General features: G+C 67.0%; 19 protein-coding genes. 13 read left to right on the plus strand and 6 right to left on the minus strand.

The window, feature by feature from the left end; genetic code table 11:
- Window positions 1-91: 91 nt before the first annotated feature.
- The 6 genes from CNE_RS19100 to CNE_RS19125 all read left to right on the plus strand — a co-directional run bounded on the left by CNE_RS19100 (window position 92) and on the right by CNE_RS19125 (window position 6748).
- Window positions 92-1048 carry a LysR substrate-binding domain-containing protein gene (locus CNE_RS19100; RefSeq protein WP_013951912.1) on the plus strand — a complete coding sequence of 319 codons (957 nt, stop codon included), beginning with the start codon at window positions 92-94 and terminating at the stop codon, window positions 1046-1048.
- A 109-nt stretch (window positions 1049-1157) separates the two neighbouring features.
- On the plus strand, window positions 1158-2126 hold the full coding sequence (locus CNE_RS19105; RefSeq protein WP_013951913.1) for a Bug family tripartite tricarboxylate transporter substrate binding protein: 969 nt from the start codon (window positions 1158-1160) through the stop codon (window positions 2124-2126).
- A 15-nt stretch (window positions 2127-2141) separates the two neighbouring features.
- On the plus strand, window positions 2142-3158 hold the full coding sequence (locus CNE_RS19110) for a 4-hydroxythreonine-4-phosphate dehydrogenase PdxA (protein WP_013951914.1): 1017 nt from the start codon (window positions 2142-2144) through the stop codon (window positions 3156-3158).
- A 90-nt stretch (window positions 3159-3248) separates the two neighbouring features.
- The gene (locus CNE_RS19115) at window positions 3249-4424 is read left to right on the plus strand and encodes an L-rhamnonate dehydratase (protein ID WP_013951915.1); all 1176 of its coding nucleotides are present in this window, start codon (window positions 3249-3251) and stop codon (window positions 4422-4424) included.
- A gap of 75 nt (window positions 4425-4499) precedes the next feature.
- Window positions 4500-5813, plus strand: a complete 1314-nt coding sequence (locus CNE_RS19120) for an MFS transporter (RefSeq protein ID WP_013951916.1) — start codon at window positions 4500-4502, stop codon at window positions 5811-5813.
- A complete protein-coding gene (locus CNE_RS19125; RefSeq protein ID WP_013951917.1) occupies window positions 5810-6748 on the plus strand; it encodes an amidohydrolase family protein in 939 nt (312 codons plus the stop codon). Before CNE_RS19120 ends, CNE_RS19125 begins: the two co-directional genes overlap by 4 nt.
- On the opposite strand, the gene CNE_RS19130 is transcribed toward CNE_RS19125, so the two are convergent.
- A complete protein-coding gene (locus tag CNE_RS19130) occupies window positions 6739-7716 on the minus strand; it encodes a LysR substrate-binding domain-containing protein (protein ID WP_041228517.1) in 978 nt (325 codons plus the stop codon). The genes CNE_RS19125 and CNE_RS19130 overlap by 10 nt on opposite strands.
- Window positions 7717-7927: 211 nt before the next feature.
- Between CNE_RS19130 and CNE_RS19135 the strand changes: the two genes are divergently transcribed.
- Together CNE_RS19135 and CNE_RS19140 are read left to right on the plus strand one after the other, a co-directional pair.
- Complete coding sequence (locus CNE_RS19135) at window positions 7928-9673, plus strand: IlvD/Edd family dehydratase (protein WP_013951919.1); 1746 nt, start codon at window positions 7928-7930, stop codon at window positions 9671-9673.
- Between the two features lie 67 nt (window positions 9674-9740).
- Window positions 9741-11084 (plus strand): MFS transporter, encoded by a 1344-nt coding sequence (locus CNE_RS19140; protein ID WP_013951920.1) that lies wholly within the window; start codon window positions 9741-9743, stop codon window positions 11082-11084.
- Between the two features lie 24 nt (window positions 11085-11108).
- Here CNE_RS19140 and CNE_RS19145 read toward each other — a convergent pair whose 3' ends face one another.
- Window positions 11109-11345: a hypothetical protein gene (locus CNE_RS19145; protein WP_013951921.1), complete on the minus strand. Its 237-nt coding sequence runs from the start codon at window positions 11343-11345 to the stop codon at window positions 11109-11111.
- A gap of 183 nt (window positions 11346-11528) precedes the next feature.
- Here CNE_RS19145 and CNE_RS19150 point away from each other — a divergent pair, with 183 nt between their 5' ends.
- Window positions 11529-12074, plus strand: a complete 546-nt coding sequence (locus CNE_RS19150; RefSeq protein WP_013951922.1) for a GNAT family N-acetyltransferase — start codon at window positions 11529-11531, stop codon at window positions 12072-12074.
- A gap of 59 nt (window positions 12075-12133) precedes the next feature.
- Entirely contained in the window at window positions 12134-13279 is a 1146-nt protein-coding gene (locus CNE_RS19155) for a hypothetical protein (RefSeq protein ID WP_013951923.1), read from the plus strand.
- Window positions 13280-13382: 103 nt separating this feature from the next.
- Here CNE_RS19155 and CNE_RS19160 read toward each other — a convergent pair whose 3' ends face one another.
- Both CNE_RS19160 and CNE_RS41030 read right to left on the minus strand, forming a co-directional pair.
- Window positions 13383-13610 carry a hypothetical protein gene (locus tag CNE_RS19160; protein WP_013951924.1) on the minus strand — a complete coding sequence of 76 codons (228 nt, stop codon included), beginning with the start codon at window positions 13608-13610 and terminating at the stop codon, window positions 13383-13385.
- Between the two features lie 83 nt (window positions 13611-13693).
- On the minus strand, window positions 13694-13951 hold the full coding sequence (locus tag CNE_RS41030) for a hypothetical protein (protein ID WP_148271640.1): 258 nt from the start codon (window positions 13949-13951) through the stop codon (window positions 13694-13696).
- Here CNE_RS41030 and CNE_RS19165 point away from each other — a divergent pair.
- A complete protein-coding gene (locus CNE_RS19165) occupies window positions 13950-14498 on the plus strand; it encodes a PadR family transcriptional regulator (protein ID WP_013951925.1) in 549 nt (182 codons plus the stop codon). The two genes, CNE_RS41030 and CNE_RS19165, sit on opposite strands and share 2 nt — an antisense overlap.
- Window positions 14499-14552: 54 nt before the next feature.
- Here the strand turns inward: CNE_RS19165 and CNE_RS19170 are convergent, their stop codons facing one another.
- Complete coding sequence (locus CNE_RS19170; protein WP_013951926.1) at window positions 14553-15548, minus strand: NAD(P)H-dependent flavin oxidoreductase; 996 nt, start codon at window positions 15546-15548, stop codon at window positions 14553-14555.
- Between the two features lie 61 nt (window positions 15549-15609).
- On the minus strand, window positions 15610-16044 hold the full coding sequence (locus CNE_RS19175; protein ID WP_013951927.1) for a nuclear transport factor 2 family protein: 435 nt from the start codon (window positions 16042-16044) through the stop codon (window positions 15610-15612).
- A 223-nt stretch (window positions 16045-16267) separates the two neighbouring features.
- On the opposite strand from CNE_RS19175, the gene CNE_RS19180 reads away from it, so the two are divergent.
- Together CNE_RS19180 and galE are read left to right on the plus strand one after the other, a co-directional pair.
- Window positions 16268-17290: a tyrosine-type recombinase/integrase gene (locus tag CNE_RS19180; RefSeq protein ID WP_013951928.1), complete on the plus strand. Its 1023-nt coding sequence runs from the start codon at window positions 16268-16270 to the stop codon at window positions 17288-17290.
- 159 nt (window positions 17291-17449) lie between these two features.
- Window positions 17450-18469, plus strand: coding sequence for a UDP-glucose 4-epimerase GalE (gene galE / locus CNE_RS19185; protein ID WP_013951929.1), 1020 nt, complete (start codon window positions 17450-17452; stop codon window positions 18467-18469).
- Window positions 18470-18551: the final 82 nt, after the last annotated feature.

Here is an 18551-nt window from a genome sequence, read left to right on the forward strand (position 1 = left end):
AATTGGATCGGGCCAATATACGAGCCGACCCGCGGGCTGTATATTGAAACCTTTCCATCTGGTGATCGCTTTTGCGACTCACAGACCCTTCATGAAATCCACCCTCGACACCCTGACCGGCCGGTTGCGCATGAAACAGCTGCAACTGCTGATCGCGCTGGACGAGCATTCCTCCCTGCACCAGGCTGCCGCGGCGATGGCGATGACCCAGTCGGCGGCCAGCAAGTCGCTGCAGGAACTGGAAAGCATGCTGGAAGCGCCGCTGTTCGAGCGCTCCAAGCGCGGCATGCGTCCCAATGCCTTTGGCCATTGCGTGATTCGGCACGCACGCCAGCTGGTGGCCGACCTGGGCGCCATGTGCGAGGAGGTGGCGGGCATCCGCGCGGGCAGCGGCGGGCGCGTGGCCATCGGCGTGATCATGGGCGCGGTGCCGGAGGTGCTGGTGCCGGCGCTGGCGCAGTTGCGCGAGGCGCAGCCGGAGCTGGCGCTGGAGATCATCGAGGACACCAGCCTGCGCCTGCTGGGGCTGCTCGACGACGGCCACCTCGACCTGGTGATCGGCCGCTCGCTGGTCAGTGATGAGCCGGCCCGCTACCACTACCACCCGCTTGGCGACGAGCAGGTAGCGGTCGTGGCGGGCCATGCGCATCCGGCGCCGCGCGCGCGGGCGATGGGGTTTGCCGACCTCGCGGGTTATCGCTGGATCACCTATGCCGGCCATATGCCGATGCATGCGCTGCTGCAGCGCGAGCTGGACCTGGCCGGCATGAGCTTCCCCGCCAATGCGATCTCGACCTCGTCGGCGTTGGTCACCGTTGCCATGCTGCAGGGCGACCCCGGGCTGGTGTCGCTGCTGCCGACCGGCGTGGCTGCGATGTTCGAGCGCCAGAAGATGCTGCGCATCCTGCCCGTGCGGCTGCAGTCGCGGCAGCAGACTTTTGGCATCGTGACGCGGCGCGGCGGCACCTTGTCCGCGTCGGCGCGGCAGCTCGTCGCGATCCTGAAGGCATTGCCGCGCACCGCGCAGCAGGCGGCTGCCGAGGTATAACGCCAGGTGATCGCCAGTTCAAAAAACATCAGTAGTGGTGAATCACTGATGCTCCTATAGTCTGCTCATCCGTGCCGCAGAGCCGGACAGCAAAACGACGGAGACAGCAATGAAGACATGGATCGCCGGCGCACTCGCCGGCCTGGTCACGGTGGCGGCAGTAACGGGCAATGCCTGGGCGCAGGACACACGGCCGGTGCGGCTGATGGTGGGCGCCGCGCCCGGCGGCGGCACCGACGTGATGGCGCGCATCGTCTCCGACAAGCTCGCCGCGCAGCTGAAGCAGCCCGTCGTGGTGGACAACCGCCCCGGCGCGTCCAACACCATTGCCGCGGATTTGACCGCCAAGGCGGCGCCGGACGGCAACACGCTGCTGATGGGCGTGGTGACTTCGCAAGCGATTGCCCCGCACCTGCTCAAGCTGCAGTTCGATCCGCTCAAGGACCTGGCGCCGGTGGCGCTGGTGTCGTCGGTGCCCAATGTGCTGGTGGTCAACAACCAGGTGCAGGCGCGCGACGTCAAGGCGCTGGTGGCGCAGATCCAGGCCAATCCGGACAAGTTCCGCTACAGCTCGTCCGGGGTCGGCAGCACCCAGCACCTGGCCGGCGCGTCCTTCGCGCGGCAGATCAAGGGCAAGCTGCTGCACGTGCCATACAAGAGCAGCAGCAGCGCGCTGGTGGACCTGATGGGCGGGCAGGTGGACATGAGCTTCGAGACCATGCCGTCGGTCATCAGCCATATCAAGGCCGGCAAGCTGCACGCGCTGGCGGTCACCGCGGACCAGCGCTCGGCGCTGCTGCCCAACGTGCCCACGCTGGCTGAAGCTGGCGTGCCCGGCATCCAGATGAGTGCGTGGTACGGTGTCTATGCGCCGGCCGGCACGCCGCCCGCGACGCTGCAGAAGCTGAGCAGCGCGCTGGCCACGGTGATCAAGGACCCTGACACCGTGCGCCGGTTGGCCGATGTGGGTGCGGTGCCCGGCGCGCTGACCGCGGCGCAGTTCGATGCCTTCTCGCGTGCCGAGTATGTGCGCTATGGCAAGCTGATCGCTGAACTGGGCGTCAAGCTCGACCAATAACTACCCGGAAGTCCAATGAATTCCCGTCCAAGAATCGCCATGGTGCTGGGCGACCCCGCCGGCATCGGCCCCGAATTGATCGCCAGGCTGCTGGCCGACCCCGCGACCGCCGCGCAGGCCGAGATCCTGCTGATTGCCGACCGCGACGAATGGCGCCACGGCATGAGGATCGCAGGCGTCGAGCTGGCGCTGGCCGAGACCGATGCGCCCGCCTTTGCCGATGATGGCAAGCCGCGCCTGTACCACTGGCAGCTGCCGGAGCGCCCGACATTTGCGCGCGGCGAAGCCAGTGCCGAGGGCGGGCGCTACAGCCTGGGCACGCTGGCGCTGGCACTGCAGCTGGCGCAAGCGGGCCAGGCCGACGCGATCCTGTTCGGGCCGCTCAACAAGAGCTCGCTGCACGCCGCCGGCATGGCGCATAGCGATGAGCTGCACTGGTTTGCCGAGCAGCTTGGCTACCACGGCAACTTCTGCGAGTTCAATGTTCTGGACGGGCTGTGGACCTCGCGCGTGACCTCGCACGTGGCGCTCAAGGACGTGCCGGCGATGATCACGCAGGAACGCGTGGGCGGCGCCATCGACCTGATCGACCACGCCCTGCGCCGCGCCGGCATGGCGCGCCCGCGTATCGCGGTGTGCGGCCTGAACCCGCACAACGGCGACAACGGCGCCTTCGGCCGCGAAGAGATCGACGTGATCGCCCCGGCGGTGGCCGCGGCGCGTGAGCGCGGCGTGGCGGCCGACGGTCCGTTCCCGGCCGACACCATCTTCCTGAAGGTGCAGGGCGGGCCGTCGCAGCGGCAGTTCGATGCCATCGTCACCATGTACCACGACCAGGGCCAGATCGGCATCAAGCTGATGGGCTTCTCGCGCGGCGTGACGGTGCAGGGCGGGCTGCCGGTGCCGATCACCACGCCCGCGCACGGCACCGCGTTCGACATCACGCAGCAGGGCCGCGCCGATCCGGGCGCCACGCTGCAGGCATTCCAGATCGCCTGCCGCATGGGTGCGCAGCGGCGCGCCGCGCCCTAGCCACCACCTTCACCACACCAAATCCAGCAAGACCGCCCCCGGTGCGGCCGGGGAGCGTTCGCGCCAACACATCGCCATCAGGAGCTGAACATGAAGATCACCAACGTCCGCGCCCGCGTCTTTGAATGGAAGGGCAAGACCGTGCCGCCGCAGGCGCATTTCTGCACCAACGCCACCGACATCCTCTTTGAGCGAGGCGACGCCATGGGCTCGTTCCGCTTCCATGGCTGGCTGGTGGTGGAAGTGGAAACCGATACCGGCCTGGTCGGCATCGGCAACTGCGCGCTGGCGCCGCGCGTGGCCAAGGAGATCGTCGACCAGTACCTCGCACCGGTGGTGATCGGCCAGGACCCGTTCGACAACGAATACCTGTGGCAGAAGATGTACCGCCGCACCCATGCGTGGGGCCGCAAGGGCATCGGTATGGCGGCAATCTCCGCAGTCGATATCGCGCTGTGGGACCTGATGGGCAAGGCGGTCGGCAAGCCCGTATTCAAGCTGCTGGGCGGGCGCACCAAGGAGAAGATCTGGTGCTACGCCTCCAAGCTCTACAACAACGACGACCGCGACGCGTTTCTGGCCGAAGCGCAGGGCTACCTCGACCAGGGCTTCACCGCGATGAAGATGCGCTTCGGCTACGGCCCCAAGGACGGCCCCGCCGGCATGCAGAAGAACATCGAGCAGGTGCGCCTGCTGCGCGAGCTGGTCGGCGACGGCGTCGACATCATGCTGGAGTGCTACATGGGCTGGACCCTGGAGTACGCGCGCCGCATGCTGCCGCGCCTGGCCGAGTTCAACCCGCGCTGGCTGGAAGAGCCGGTGATCGCCGACGATATCGAAGGCTATGCCGAGCTGAAGAAGGCGAGCCCGTTCCCGATCTCCGGCGGTGAACATGAATTCACCTCTTACGGCTTCAAGGACCTGCTGGAGCGCCGCGCGGTGGACGTGATCCAGTACGACACCAACCGCGTCGGCGGCATCACTGCGGCGCAGAAGATCAACGCCATGGCCGAGGCCTGGTCGGTGCCGGTGATCCCGCACGCCGGGCAGATGCATAACTACCACCTGACCATGGCCTCGACCGCTTCGCCGATGTCGGAGTACTTCCCGGTGCACGACGTGGAGGTGGGCAATGAGTTGTTCTACTACATCTTCAAGGGCGATCCGGCGCCGGACAACGGCTACCTGCAGCTCGACGACAACCTGCCGGGGCTGGGCCTGGAGCTGAATGAGGAATACTTCAGCCAGTTCAACATCATCGGCTAAACGCACCAGCCTACGCGGCAGCGCGGAAGATACCGCGCGCCGCTTGTCCCACCGACACCGAGGACAGGAGACACCATGACGACATCCGTCACTCCCGAGGCCGCGGCCTCGCCGCCAGCGGCCATTGCAAGCGCCGAGGCACCGAGCCGGGTGCGCTGGCGCATCTTTGCCGTGGTGTTCGTGCTGGTGGTGATGAACCTGCTCGATCGCATTTCGCTGTCGATCGCCATGCCGACCATCGGCAAGGAGTTCGGCCTGTCGCCGACGATGCAGGGGCTGGTGCTGAGCAGCTTCTTCTGGTCGTATGCGCTGCTGCAGGTGCCGGGCGGCTGGCTGATCGACCGCTTCGGGCCGCGCAAGGTCATCACCGGTTCCACCGCGCTGTGGGGCGCGTTCCAGGCGCTGGCGGCGTTTGCCACCGGCGGCATCTCGCTGATGGCGACGCGCATGGCGCTGGGTGCGGCGGAGGCGCCGCTGTTCCCGGCCGGCGCCAAACTCAATGCGCTGTGGCTGTCCTCGGGCGAACGCAGCCGTGGTGCGGTGCTGGTCGACGCGGGAAGTCCGCTCGGTGCGGCCATCGGCGGCATCGTGATTTCCTACCTGATCGTCGCGTTCGGTTCGTGGCGGACTGCGTTCTTTATCGCGGGCGCGGTGACCGTGGTGATGAGCTGGGTGTCGTGGCGCTACCTGCGTGACCAACCTTCACAGCATCCGGGCGTCAATGATGGCGAGCTTGCGCATATCCGCGCCACCGCGGGCAATGCGGCCGCTGCGGCGCAAGACAGGCGCATCGCGCCACGCTCATGGTGCGGCCTTACCATCGGCCGCGCCTGCTGGGCGATGGTGTTCTTCGGCCTGCTGACGTGGGGCCCTAACTACCTGGCGCATGCGCGCGGCTTCGACCTGAAGCAGATCGGCATGGCCATGTTCTTCATCTTCTTGTCCGGTGCGGTGGGGTCGCTCGCCAGCGGCTTCGGCGCCGACGCGCTGATGCGCCGGCTGCCGCGCGCACTGGTGCTCAAGGGCATGCTGACCGTCTCAGGGTTGGTGATCTGCGCGGTGTTCCTGCTGTTGCCGCGCATCGACGATCCGGTCGAGGCCGTGGTGCTGCTGTGCCTGGCCGCGTTCATCACCATGTGGGGCAGCCTGTACTGGAGCCTGCCGGCAATCCTGGCGCCCGCCCACCGCGTCGGCATCGTCGGTGCCACCATGAACTTAGCTGGGAGCCTCGGCGGCATCGTGGTGCCGATTCTGGTCGGGCTGATCCTGCAGCATCTGGGCAGCTACCAGACCGTGCTGCACTTCTTTGCGGGCTGCGCGGTGGTGTTCGTTGCCTGCACGCTGCTGATCGATCTTGGCAGCGGCAAACTAAACAAGGAGCTGCGGTGAACGCATCCACGCGCTACGACGGCCCCATCGTCGACGCCCACCACCATTTCTGGGATCCGGTCACGAACTATCATCCGTGGCTGTCCGACCCCGGCCTGATCCCGTTCCGCTACGGCGATTACAGCGCGCTGAAGCGCCGCTACTACCCGGCGGACTACTTTGCCGATGCGGGCGGGCATGACGTGCGCAAGACCGTCTACGTCGAAACGGAATGGGATCCATGCGATCCGATCGGTGAGACCGCGTTCATCTCGCGCGTGGCCGCCGAACACGGCACGCCGCATGCGGTGGTGGCGCAGGCGTGGTTGCATCACGATGACGCGGCCGACGTGCTGGCGCGGCAGGCGGAATTTCCGCTGGTTCGCAGCGTGCGGCACAAGCCGGGCGGCGCCCCCGATGCGCTGTCGGCAGCGCGCATGCCAAGCCTGATGGAAGACGAGCGCTGGCGCCGCGGCTTTGCCGAACTCGGGCGCCATGGGCTGCATTTCGACCTGCAGGTGCCGTGGTGGCATGCGCAGGAAGCGGTGCGGCTGGCGCGAGATTTCCCGGCGACGACGATCATCCTCAACCACGCGGGCCTGCCTGCGGATCGCAGCCCTGCAGCGCTTGCTGCATGGGAAGACGCGATGGCGATGCTGGCGGAATGCCCGAACGTCGTCATCAAGGTTTCGGGGCTGGGACAGGCCGGCCAGCCGTGGACGGCGGCGGCCAACGCGCGGATCGTGCTGGCCTGCATCCGACTGTTCTCACCCGCGCGCGTGATGTTCGCCAGCAATTTCCCGGTCGACGGCCTGTGCGCCAGCTTCGACCAGATCTTCAGCGGCTTCAAGGTGATCACCGCCGGTTTTACGCCGGCCGAGCAGCGCGCGATGTTCCACGACAACGCCTGCCGAATCTACAGCCTCGCAGCCGATACTGCAGTGCCTCAGGGCTGAGCGCCGTAGATTTGCTGCCCGCTCTCGCGCAGCGCGTCGGCCACCAGCAGCGCGCCCGGCGACATCAGCCGGTCGGTCGGCGTGATCAGGCCGAAATCGTCCATATGGCAGGGCATCTCCATCGGCAGGATCTCCACCATGCCGAACGCGGCGTAATACTGCGCCACATCGGCGGTCAGCACCGCGATCATGTCCGATTGCGTCACCATGCGCGTCAGGAACAGCAGCGCGGCGGTTTCCACCACGTTGACCGGCGGCGCCAGGCTGGCGCGCTGGAACATCAGCTCGAAGCGGTGGCGCAGCACCGTGCCCGCCGGCGGGATCAGCCACGCGGCCTCGGTGGTGTCGGCCAGCGACAGGCCCTGCGCCGACAGCATCGGGTGGCCCGGTCTGACCACCGCGCACACCGGCTCTTCCGACAGCGGTTCATAGCGCAGCCGCCCCTTGTCGTGCTCCGGAAAGAGCCGCGCCACTACCATGTGCAGCTTTTCCTGCCCCAGGCGGTCGAGCAGCACGTTGCTGTTGTCGATCTCCACCGACACGCGCAGGCCCGGGTAGCGCGCCTTGATCTGCGCGATCGCCGGCGGCAACAGCCGCACGCCTGGCGACGTGATGGCGCCGATCGCCACATGGCCGAGCCGCCCCGCCTTCAATGCCAGCACCTCTTCACGCGCCTGGTTCAGGCTGCCGATCACCGCGCGCGCATGCCGGATCATCGCCCGTCCGTAGTCGGTCGGCGCCATGCCGCGCGGCAGGCGCTCGAACAGTAGCACCGACAACATCTCTTCCAGTTCCCGCAGTAGTTTCGACGCGGCCGGCTGCGTCATTGCCAGCCGCTCGGCGGCACGATGGATGCTGCCTTCGTCGGCGACCGCCAGCAGCAGCAACAATTGCCGGCTCTTGAGGCGGGTGTGGCTTTGCCAGAGCGGCGCGGCGTCGGGGGCAGGGGAATTGGCGGGGGCTTGCATAAGGACTAGGGTTAATACCAATGCCGGAATTGATATGGCAATGGCTGAACTCTTCATTAGTAGCATATCGGCAAGCTGCATACACTCCGTCCGACAAAAGAAAAACGACCGGAGACAGCGTGGCGCCGCGCCGCCATGACGCAACGCCGCTGGATCCGTCGTCCCTGCCATTCCGGCCGCCAGCCATGGCGGCCATCGCATCAGGAACAACATGTCGGATTCCAAGGACAAGCAACGCAAGCCGCTGCGCTCGACGGCGTGGTTCGGCAGCGCGGACAAGAACGGATTCATGTACCGCAGCTGGATGAAGAACCAGGGCATCCCCGACCACGCCTTCGACGGGCGCCCCGTGATCGGCATCTGCAATACGTGGTCGGAGCTGACCCCTTGCAACGCGCACTTCCGCAAGCTGGCCGAGCACGTCAAGCGCGGCGTGTATGAAGCCGGCGGCTTTCCGATCGAATTTCCGGTTTTCTCCAATGGCGAGTCCAACCTGCGCCCGACTGCGATGCTGACGCGCAACCTGGCCGCGATGGATGTCGAGGAAGCCATCCGCGGCAACCCCATCGATGCGGTGGTGCTGCTGACCGGCTGCGACAAGACCACGCCCGCGCTGCTGATGGGCGCGGCCAGTTGCGATGTGCCGGCCATCGTCGTCACCGGCGGGCCGATGCTCAACGGCAAGCTCGACGGCAAGGACATCGGCTCGGGCACCGCGGTGTGGCAGCTGCATGAATCGCTCAAGGCGGGCGAGATCAACCTGCACCAGTTCCTGTCGGCAGAGGCCGGCATGTCGCGCTCAGCCGGCACCTGCAACACCATGGGCACGGCTTCGACCATGGCCTGCATGGCCGAGGCGCTGGGGACTTCGCTGCCGCACAATGCCGCGATTCCGGCGGTGGACTCGCGCCGCTACGTGCTGGCCCACATGTCCGGCATCCGCATCGTCGAGATGGCGCGCGAGGACCTGACGCTCTCCAGGATCCTGACGCGCCAGGCCTTCGAGAACGCGATCCGCGTCAATGCCGCGATCGGCGGCTCCACCAACGCTGTGATCCACCTGAAGGCCATCGCGGGCCGCATCGGTGTGCCGCTGGAGCTGGAAGACTGGAGCAAGGTGGGGCGCGACACGCCGACCATCGTCGACCTGATGCCGTCGGGCCGCTTCCTGATGGAAGAGTTCTATTACGCGGGCGGCCTGCCGGCGGTGCTGCGCCGCATGGGCGAGGCCGGCCTGCTGCCGCACCCCGGGGCGCTGACCGTGAACGGCAAGGCGATCTGGGACAACGTCAGGGACGCGCCCATCACCAACGACGAAGTCATCCGCCCGCTCGACCAGCCGCTGATCCGCGACGGCAGCATCCGCATCCTGCGCGGCAACCTGTCGCCGCGCGGCGCCGTGCTCAAGCCGTCGGCGGCAACGCCGAGGCTGCTGCGCCATCGCGGCCGCGCGGTGGTGTTCGAGAACCTGGAACACTACAAGGAACGCATCGTCGATGAAGCGCTCGACGTCGACGAGAATTCGGTGCTGGTGCTCAAGCGCTGCGGACCGCGCGGCTACCCTGGCATGGCCGAGGTGGGCAACATGGGCCTGCCGCCCAAGCTGCTGCGCCAGGGCGTCAAGGATATGGTGCGCATCTCCGATGCGCGCATGAGCGGCACCGCCTACGGCACCGTGGTGCTGCACGTGGCGCCCGAGGCCGCCGCCGGCGGCCCGCTGGCCATCGTGCGCGACGGCGACTGGATCGAACTCGACTGCGAGGCCGGGCGCCTGCACCTGGATATCGACGAGGCCGAGTTCGCGCGCCGCATGGCCGACGTGCAGCCGCTGGAAGCCCCGGCCGACGGCGGCTATCGCAAGCTCTATGTCAACCACGTACTGCAGGCGGACGAGGGCTGCGACCTCGACTTCCTGGTGGGCTGCCGCGGCCGCGAGGTGCCGCGCCACTCGCACTGAACCACGGCGCCGGCTGCCGCCGCGCAGCCGGCGCGATCCTGCCTGCCACAATAAGAGGAGACTTGCCATGCATGGCACCCAGACCGCGCCGATGGAGCGCGCCGCCCCGACACAGGGTGAAGATTCACAAGCGATAGAGGAAAGCCGCATCATCGGCATGCTGGTGCGGCGGCTGATTCCGTTCCTTGCGCTGATTTACGTGGTCGCGTATATCGACCGTTCGGTGGTGGGTTTCGCCAAGCTGCACATGAACGCGGCCATCGGCATCAGCGATGCGGCCTACGGCCTGGGCGCGGGCCTGTTCTTCATCGGCTACTTCCTGTGCGAAGTGCCGAGCAATCTGGCGCTGGAGCGCTTTGGCGCGCGCCGCTGGTTCGCGCGCATCCTGCTCACGTGGGGCGTCATTACCATGGCGATGGCGCTGACCAGCGGCCCCTACAGCTTCTATGCGCTGCGCTTCCTGCTGGGTGCGGCCGAAGCGGGCCTCTACCCGGGCATCCTTTACTTCCTCACCAAGTGGTTCCCGATGCGGCACCGCGCGCGCATCATCGGTCTGCTCGTGCTGGCGCAGCCGATCGCACTGATCATCACGGGTCCGCTGGCAGGGCTGGTGCTGTCCACGCATGGGCTGTTCGGCATGAACAACTGGCAGACGCTGTTCGTGCTGAGCGGCCTGCCCGCGGTACTGCTGTGCCTGCCGACGCTGAAGCTGCTGCCGGAGTCGCCGGCCAGCGCCGCGTGGCTGGCGCCGGGCGACCGCGCCTGGATCGAGCGTGAGCTGGCTGCCGACCAGGCCGCCTATGCGCTGAAATCCTACGGCAATCCGCTGCAGGCGCTCAAGGACAAGCGCGTGCTGCTGCTGTCGCTGCTGTTCCTGCCATTCCCGCTGAGCATCTACGGACTGTCGCTGTGGCTGCCGACCATCATCAAGCAGTTCGGCGTCACCGATGTGATGACCGGGATGCTGTCGGCCGTGCCCTACCTGTTCGCCGTGGTCGGGCTTTACCTGGTGCCGCGCCATTCGGATCGCAAGCGCGAGCGCTACGGCCATATTGTGGTGGTGTCCGGCATGGCCGCGGTAACCATGGCGCTGAGCGCATGGGTGCAGTCGCCGGTGCTGCAGTTCCTGTTTATCTGCCTGACGGCGTTCTCGATCTATTCGATCCAGGCGGTGGTGTGGGCGCTGCCGGGCGAGTTCCTGACCGGCGCCAGCGCCGCGGTGGGCATCGCTACGATCAATTCGCTGGCCAATCTCGGTGGCTACTTCGGGCCGTATGGCATCGGCGTGATCAAGGACGCCACCGGCAGTCTCGCTGCCGGCCTGTACTTCCTGGCGGTGATGCTGCTGTTTGCGGTGCTGATGGCCTTCGTGGTGCGCGCCGCGCTGCGGCCTGCGGCCGCGCGGGCCTGAGGGGGCATGGCGGCCTGGGAATCCTCAGGGCCGCCTCTTCTTCCACTCGTAGTCGGGCGGCGGATCCGCCGCCCCGGCTCGTCCCACCGAGTTGGGATTCTCCGAGCACAGCGTGACAAAGCTCACCGGCTCGCCCGCGTGCTGGCGCTGGCGCAGCGCTTCGGTAAAACGAAGCGCTTCGCGCATGGCGTCGCTGGGGAATGACTGCGCGTGGGGACTGAGTCCGGTGCCGTCGCCTTCGGACCAGTAGACCATGTACATGGGGGCTTCCTCTTCATTGTGCCGGGTCACGTGCCGGGTGCTGCATCCTGCGTTCCCGGCATGCCAATTGCAATCCCTGCATCCGGATTTTGCAAGCCTGGGCTTGCCGCAGGCACAATGGGCACTTCCCGATGCCTCGCCGGGTGTGTGGCGAGCCCGGCCTTCAGATTCGTGCCGCCTATCATGTCCGATCTTGCGCTGATCCCCGCCACCGCTGCCGATGCCGAACGGCTTGCCGCCATGCACGCCGCCAGCTGGCAGCACACCTATCCCGGCATGCTGCCAGCCGCTTACTTGCGGGACCAGGCCTACCCGGAACGGCTGGCCGCCTGGCGCGCCCGCATGCACGACGGCGCCGACGGCCCCGTGGAAGTCACGCTGGCCATGGTCGACGGCGAAGCCGCTGGCTTTGCCTGCCTGCTGCCCGAGGCGGAGCCCCGGTTCGGCATCTATCTCGACAACCTCCACGTGCTGCCCGCCTTCCACGGTCAGGGCCTGGGCAAGCGCTTGCTGGCCCACTGCGCGCAGCGCGTGGCCGCGCGCTGGCCAGGGCGGCCGCTGTTCCTCTATGTGCTGGAAGCCAATACGCAGGCGCGCGAGTTCTACCAGCGGCTGGGCGGCGAGGAATCCGAGGCGTTCGAGGATGACTTCCACGGTCCGGACCTGCGGGTCATGGTCCGCCGCGTGACCTGGCCGGACGTGGCGGCGCTGGTCAGGCGCCTGGGCTGACCAGGGCAGCGCGTCCGGGTCCGTCGCCGGCAAAACATTCCCACAGGAGTCGCTTCCCCATGCTGCAAGCCATTGCTCTCGTTGTGCCAAGGAAACCATGCCGGGCTTTGGCCGGCGCCTCCATCGCCATGGCCGTGCTGGCCGGTTGCGCCAGCGCACCTGACACGCCTTCCGCCGCCAGGGCGATAGAGGCGGCGGCCACGCCGGCCCAGACGAAGCCGCACTGGCAGCGCGTGCACCTGGGCACGGGCGCGGGCTATGACTTCCCGGTCTACGCCAACCATCAGCTCGACGCAGACCTGTCGCGCATCCGCGAGGTGGTGTTCGTGCAGCACGGCCTGCAGCGCAACGGCGATGACTACTACGCCGCCGGTGCTGCACTGCTCAAGGCCAGCGGCCGCAATCCGGACGAGGTGCTGCTGGTCGCGCCCAACTTCCCCGGCACGCCTGACCACGGCAAGGGCTTCGACGGCATGCCGCAATGGTCGGTGCAGGGCTGGATGAGTGGCCAGAACGCGGTCAACTCGCCGTTCACGGTCAGTTCACTGCAGGTCCTCGATGACCTGATGGCCTTCGTCACCGACAAGGCGCGCCTGCCGCAGGTGGCCAGGGTGACCGTGGCCGGGCATTCGGGCGGTGCGCAGATCGTGCATCGCTATGCCGTGCTGAACAATGTCGACGAGCGCATCCGCGCGCGCGGCATCGACCTGCGCTATGTGGTGGCCAACCCCTCGTCCTACCTGTACTTCACGCCGGTGCGCCCGGCCGGCGCGGACGGCCGCTCGTTTGCGCCTTACGACAAGGCGGCGTGCCCGGATTACGACAAGTACCGCTATGGCATGCAGGACATCGTGCCCTACGCAAAGGGAGCCAATGGCCCGTCGCTGTACCAGCGCTACGCCGGGCGTCAGGTGACCTACCTGGCCGGCACGGAAGACAACGACCCCAACCACCGCGTACTCGACAAGGCGTGCGGCGCTGAGGCCGAAGGCCCCACGCGCCTGCAGCGGGCCCGCGGCTACCTGCGCTATGAGCGCTATCTGGCCAGCCCCGGGCTGGTGATCCGCCACCAGGCCTATGAAGTGGTGGGCGTTGGCCACGACCAGGCGCGTATGTTCGGCTCGCAATGCGGCGCGAGGGCGGTGTTCGGCATGGCGGAAACAGCCAACCCGGACGGCGCGGCCTGCCTGGCGCCGCAGCTCTGATTCGGCCGGCCAAGAAAAAACCCGCGAAATTCACGGGTTCAAGTCCCTGCCCGCAGGAACGGGCTCGGAGGAGACAACCACAGGGAAACGGTTACGTGCCTGGTCAGCCCAGGCTGAATTTGACAACCTGTTCTTCGACGCCGACAAAGCGCACCAGCTGGCGCAGCCCGCTGGCGTATTCCTTGATATGGTGCCCGTCCGGCGTATCGGGCAGGCGGTAGTAAATGGGCGCCTTGTCGCGCATGGGCGGCAGGATGCCGAACGGGAGTTCGCCGGCGTCGGCTTCCCAGGCCACGTCGCGCTCTTCGGCAAGCAAAATTCTTCCGGTCATGGACACACTCCAGGATTGCTGCAAGGTGCGGCCGGGGGCAGATATGCGCTCGCACTGGATTTCAATGTATGGAATGTATTGCATCAAGCGCAGAAATGCCATTCAGCGTTTTTTAATTCTGTCTGCCAGGAAATTTCGAAACTGACAAATTTAATGAATGTATGGCATCTGCTGGCGACGCCGATGACGACATCGCAGAGGGTGCTGCGCAAGGCCGGCATTGCGATACCATAGCGCCAGCCCGGCGAAGTGCGGCTACCGGCGCGTTCCGGTTCCGGGTCTGCCGCATCCGCTTCCAACCATTTTTCATCGCCCCCCGACGGGCCACTGCCCAGACGCATGTCGACCCAGCACGCCTTGTTGATTTCCCTGATCGAAAAACCGTCGTCCGGTTATGACCTGGCGCGGCGCTTTGACCGTTCCATCGGCTATTTCTGGCATGCCACGCACCAGCAGATTTATCGCGAGCTGGGACGGATGGCTGATAGTGGCTGGATTGCCGCGGATGAAGCCGAGGCGGCGGAAGGCGAGACCGGTGCCGGCGATCGCAAGAACCGCAAGAAGGTCTACCGGGTGTTGCCGGCCGGCCGTGACGAACTGGCACGCTGGGTGCTGACCCCCGGCGCCAGCCTGGACCAGCGCGAGGAAATCCTGGTCAAGCTGCGCGCCGATGCGGTGATCGGGCCGCTTGGCCTGGGCGACGAGATGCGGCGGCTGATCGCGCTGCACCGGGCCCGGCTGGAGACTTACCTGGCGATCGAGCGGCGCGATTTTTCTGCGCCGGACATGGACCGCGCGCAACAGTTGCGCTATGCGCTGCTGCAGCGCGGCATCCGCTTCGAGCAGGACTGGGTGGCCTGGGGCGAGGAACTGCTGCCGCTGCTGTAGCCGCGCCCCGCACGGGCGGCGGCTACAGCCTGCCAGGCCAGCTGACTGGCAGCGTCAGGCCAGATCGACGGCACGCGTGCCGGCCTGCCTGGCCTCACCCAACCCCAGCCGGCGGCGTGCCAGCGCATATTCCTCGGCAAAGCGGCGCACCAGCTCGCCCGCGGGCACCACGCGCTTGATCGCGCCCACGCCCTGGCCGGCGCCCCAGATGTCCTTCCACGCCTTGACGCTGGTGGAGCCGAAATTCATCTTCGACGGATCCGATTCGGGCAGCGCGTTCGGGTCCAGGCCGGCGCGCTCGATGCTGCCGCGCAGGTAGTTGCCGTGCACACCGGTGAACAGGTTGGAGTAGACGATGTCGTTGGCGTTGCTGTCGACGATCATCTGCTTGTAGCCGTCCTGCGCGTTGGCTTCCTGTGTGGCGATAAAGGCCGAGCCGATATAGGCCAGGTCGGCGCCGGCGGCCTGCGCGGCCAGGATCGCGTCGCCACTGGAGATCGAGCCGGACAGCAGCAGCGGGCCGTCGAACCATTCGCGGATCTCGTGCAGCAGCGCGAACGGCGACAGCGTGCCGGCATGGCCGCCGGCACCAGCGGCAACCGCGACCAGTCCGTCCGCACCCTTCTCGATGGCCTTGCGCGCGAAGGTGTTGTTGATCACGTCGTGCAGCACGATGCCGCCGTACGAGTGCACTGCGTCGTTGACTTCCTTGCGCGCGCCCAGCGAGGTGATCACGATCGGCACCTTGTAGCGCACGCACAGCTCCAGGTCATGTTCAAGCCGGTCGTTGGACTTGTGCACGATCTGGTTGACGGCGAACGGCGCCGACGGGCGGTCCGGGTGTTTGGCGTCGTGTTCGGCCAGCTCGGTGGTGATGCGGTCCAGCCATTCTTCCAGCTTGGGTGCCGGGCGCGCATTCAGCGCGGGGAACGAGCCCACCACGCCGGCCTTGCACTGGGCGATGACCAGGTCGGGGTTGGAGATGATGAACAGCGGCGAGCAGACCACCGGCAGCGACAGCCGGTTCTGGAGTTGGGCGGGAAGGGCCATGGGTGAAGTCTCCTGGGTAATCCGGTAAAACGAAAAAGCGGTGCTGCGAAACAGGGTTGCGTCAGGCCGTGCCGGTCAGCACGTCTCTCTGGCTGGCCAGGCGCGCGCCCATGGCGGCGGCCAGCGCCTCCAGGCCAGAGCGCGGGCGCACCATGACTTCGAACTCGGCAATGCGGCCGGCGTCGTCGAAGCGGATCATGTCGATGCCCTTGAGCGCCTTGCCGTCCACGGCCGCGCTGAATTCCAGCACCACGCTGTGGCCGTCCTCGCTGACAAAGCTGCGGTGATAGCGGAAGTCCTGGAACACCTGGTTCACCGTGGTCAGCACCAGCCCAATCGCGGCGCGGCCGGGGTAGGGGGTGTGCGCGACCGGAGAGCGGAACACCACCTCATCGGCCACGATGGCGTCGAGCCCGGCCATCGAACCGTTGGCCAGCATCTGGTGCCAGGCTTCAAGTGAGGCCTGAGCAGCGGGAATCAGGTTGGTGGTGGTCACGTCGGTCTCCTTGGCTGGCGTCGGTGCGCGGGCGTCTCGTTTGACGGGGTCTGGCTGCGGGGTTTATGCAACCAGTTGCATAGTGGATGGAAAGGTAGCATGCGCCGGGGCACTGTGCAAGCGATGCGGGGCCAACGGTGCCGGCGCCCCCGCCGCGCAGTGACGGGTTGTCTACAATAGGCGGGATCCCAACCCCGCACGCCGGCCCCCGGCAGGAGAGTCAGTGACCACTAAGCCCTCCGCTGCCCATCCTGAACAGGCGGCCTTGTTCGATGCCGACCTGGCCGCCTGGCGTGACCATCCGGAGCGCGCGTTCGACGGCTGGCTGGCACGGCATGGCTTCCGGCACGGCACCAGCGTGGTGTACCGCGCCATGTGGGGCAAGCTGCTGCGCTGGTCGGCCGAGCGCGGGCTGCCGCCGCTGAGCTGGTCGGCGGAGCAGATCGGTGAGTTCCTGGACGCGCAGCAGCTGCACAAATCGCACCGCTATCGCTATACGCGGCTGATCGAACGGGTGTTCCATCACCTGGCGCGGCTGCGCGAGGGCATGCACAACCCGGCCAGCCAGGCGGTGCGCGCCCATCTGGCCGATGGCGAGAACGATCCCACCGCCTTCCTGCTGCCGGGCGAGCGCGACCTGCTGGTGGCGCGGATACTCGGCCCGGCCGGCATGCTGGCCGGCGACACGCATACCGCGGCATCGCCCACCCAATGGAAGCGCGCCCGCGATGCGGCCCTGCTGGCGGTGCTGCTCGGCGGCGGCCTGAAGGTAGGCGAAGCCCGGGCGCTGCGGGTCGATGCTATCGAAGCTGGCGCACCCGGCCGGATGGCGCTGCGCATGGTCCGCGCGGACAACGGCCGGGCCTATACCGTGCCGCTGTTCAGCCTGGCCCATGCGCCGCTGCGGGCCTGGCTGGCATTGCGCGAAGCCTCCGGCACGCTTGGCGGCCTGGTGTTTCCCGCCATGCCGTCGGGGCGGCCGATGCATGCCGCCTCGGTCTACCGGCGCGTGGAGATCCTGCTGGACGAGGCCGGTGTGCTGGCCAGCCGCAGCGAACGCGCGTCGCCGCAGACGCTGCGCAATACCTGCGCCGCGATGCATTTCGAGGCCGGCACGGCGCCGGCCGAGGTGGCGCAATGCCTGGGCATGCGCGACCTGGAGTCCGGCTGGCGGCTGCGCGCCGCCTATGAAGCCTGGCAGGCGCGGGCAGGGCTGGTGGCGGAAGCGCCGGCAAGCCGGGCCTAGCATTGCCCGCGCTCTGCGCCGGCTAACCTGGGCGCAACGGCAGATCGTGGATAATAAGCTGCTTCACCGGCTTACGCTGCTGAAAGTTGTGCTTGAGTAACTTTTTGAATCCGCCAGGCCAAGGCCCGGCCCTGAATCGAATTCCGACGCGTATTTTCCATGCCTGAAACCTTGCTCCTGACCGGTGCCACCGGCTATATCGCCTCGCATACCTGGGTTGCGCTGCTCAATGCCGGCTACCACGTGATCGGCCTGGATAATCTATGCAACAGCAGCCCGGTGGTGCTGGAGCGGCTCGCCACCATTACCGGCCAGACCCCGCATTTTGTGCAGGGCGACGTGCGCGACCGCGCGTTGCTGGACCGGCTCTTTGCCGAACACCGCATCAGCGGGGTGATTCATTTTGCCGCGCTCAAGGCAGTGGGCGAATCCGTGAGCCAGCCGCTGGAGTATTACAGCAACAACCTTGGTGGGCTGCTGACGGTATGCGCGGCAATGGGTGCGGCCGGGGTGAAACAGCTGGTGTTCAGTTCTTCGGCCACGGTTTATGGCAATCCGCATGCGGTGCCGATCCTGGAAGATTTCCCGCTGTCGGCCACCAATCCGTATGGCCAGACCAAGCTGATGGGCGAGCAAATCCTGCGCGACCTGGAAACATCGGATCCGGACTGGCGCATTGCCTACCTGCGTTATTTCAATCCGGTCGGCGCGCATGAAAGCGGGCTGATCGGCGAGGATCCGCGCGGTATTCCAAACAACCTGATGCCTTATGTGGCACAGGTGGCCGGCGGGCGCCGTGAAAGGCTGATGGTATTCGGCGGCGACTACCCGACGCCGGACGGCACCGGCGTGCGCGACTATATCCACGTCTGCGACCTGGCCGACGGCCACCTAGCGGCGCTGGGTTACCTGCGCGCGCAGGGCAAGAGCATGACCGTGAACCTGGGCACGGGCCGTGGCTACAGCGTGCTGGAAGTGGTGCAGGCCTACCAGCGTGCCAGCGGCAAGCCGGTGCCGCATGACATCGTGGCGCGGCGCCCGGGCGACATCGCTTCGTGCTACGCCGATCCCGCGCTGGCCAACCAGCTGCTGGGCTGGCGCGCGCGCCATGACATCGACCGCATGTGCGAGGACTCATGGCGCTGGCAGTCGATGAATCCGCAGGGGTTCGACGCCTGACGGCCGGGGCAGGCGGTGCCGCGGTGTTGCACGGGCGCCGCGGCAGGCCAGAAAACAAAAACGCCACGGATCAATTCCGTGG

The organism is Cupriavidus necator N-1, assembly GCF_000219215.1.
Taxonomy (GTDB): Bacteria; Pseudomonadota; Gammaproteobacteria; order Burkholderiales; family Burkholderiaceae; genus Cupriavidus; species Cupriavidus necator.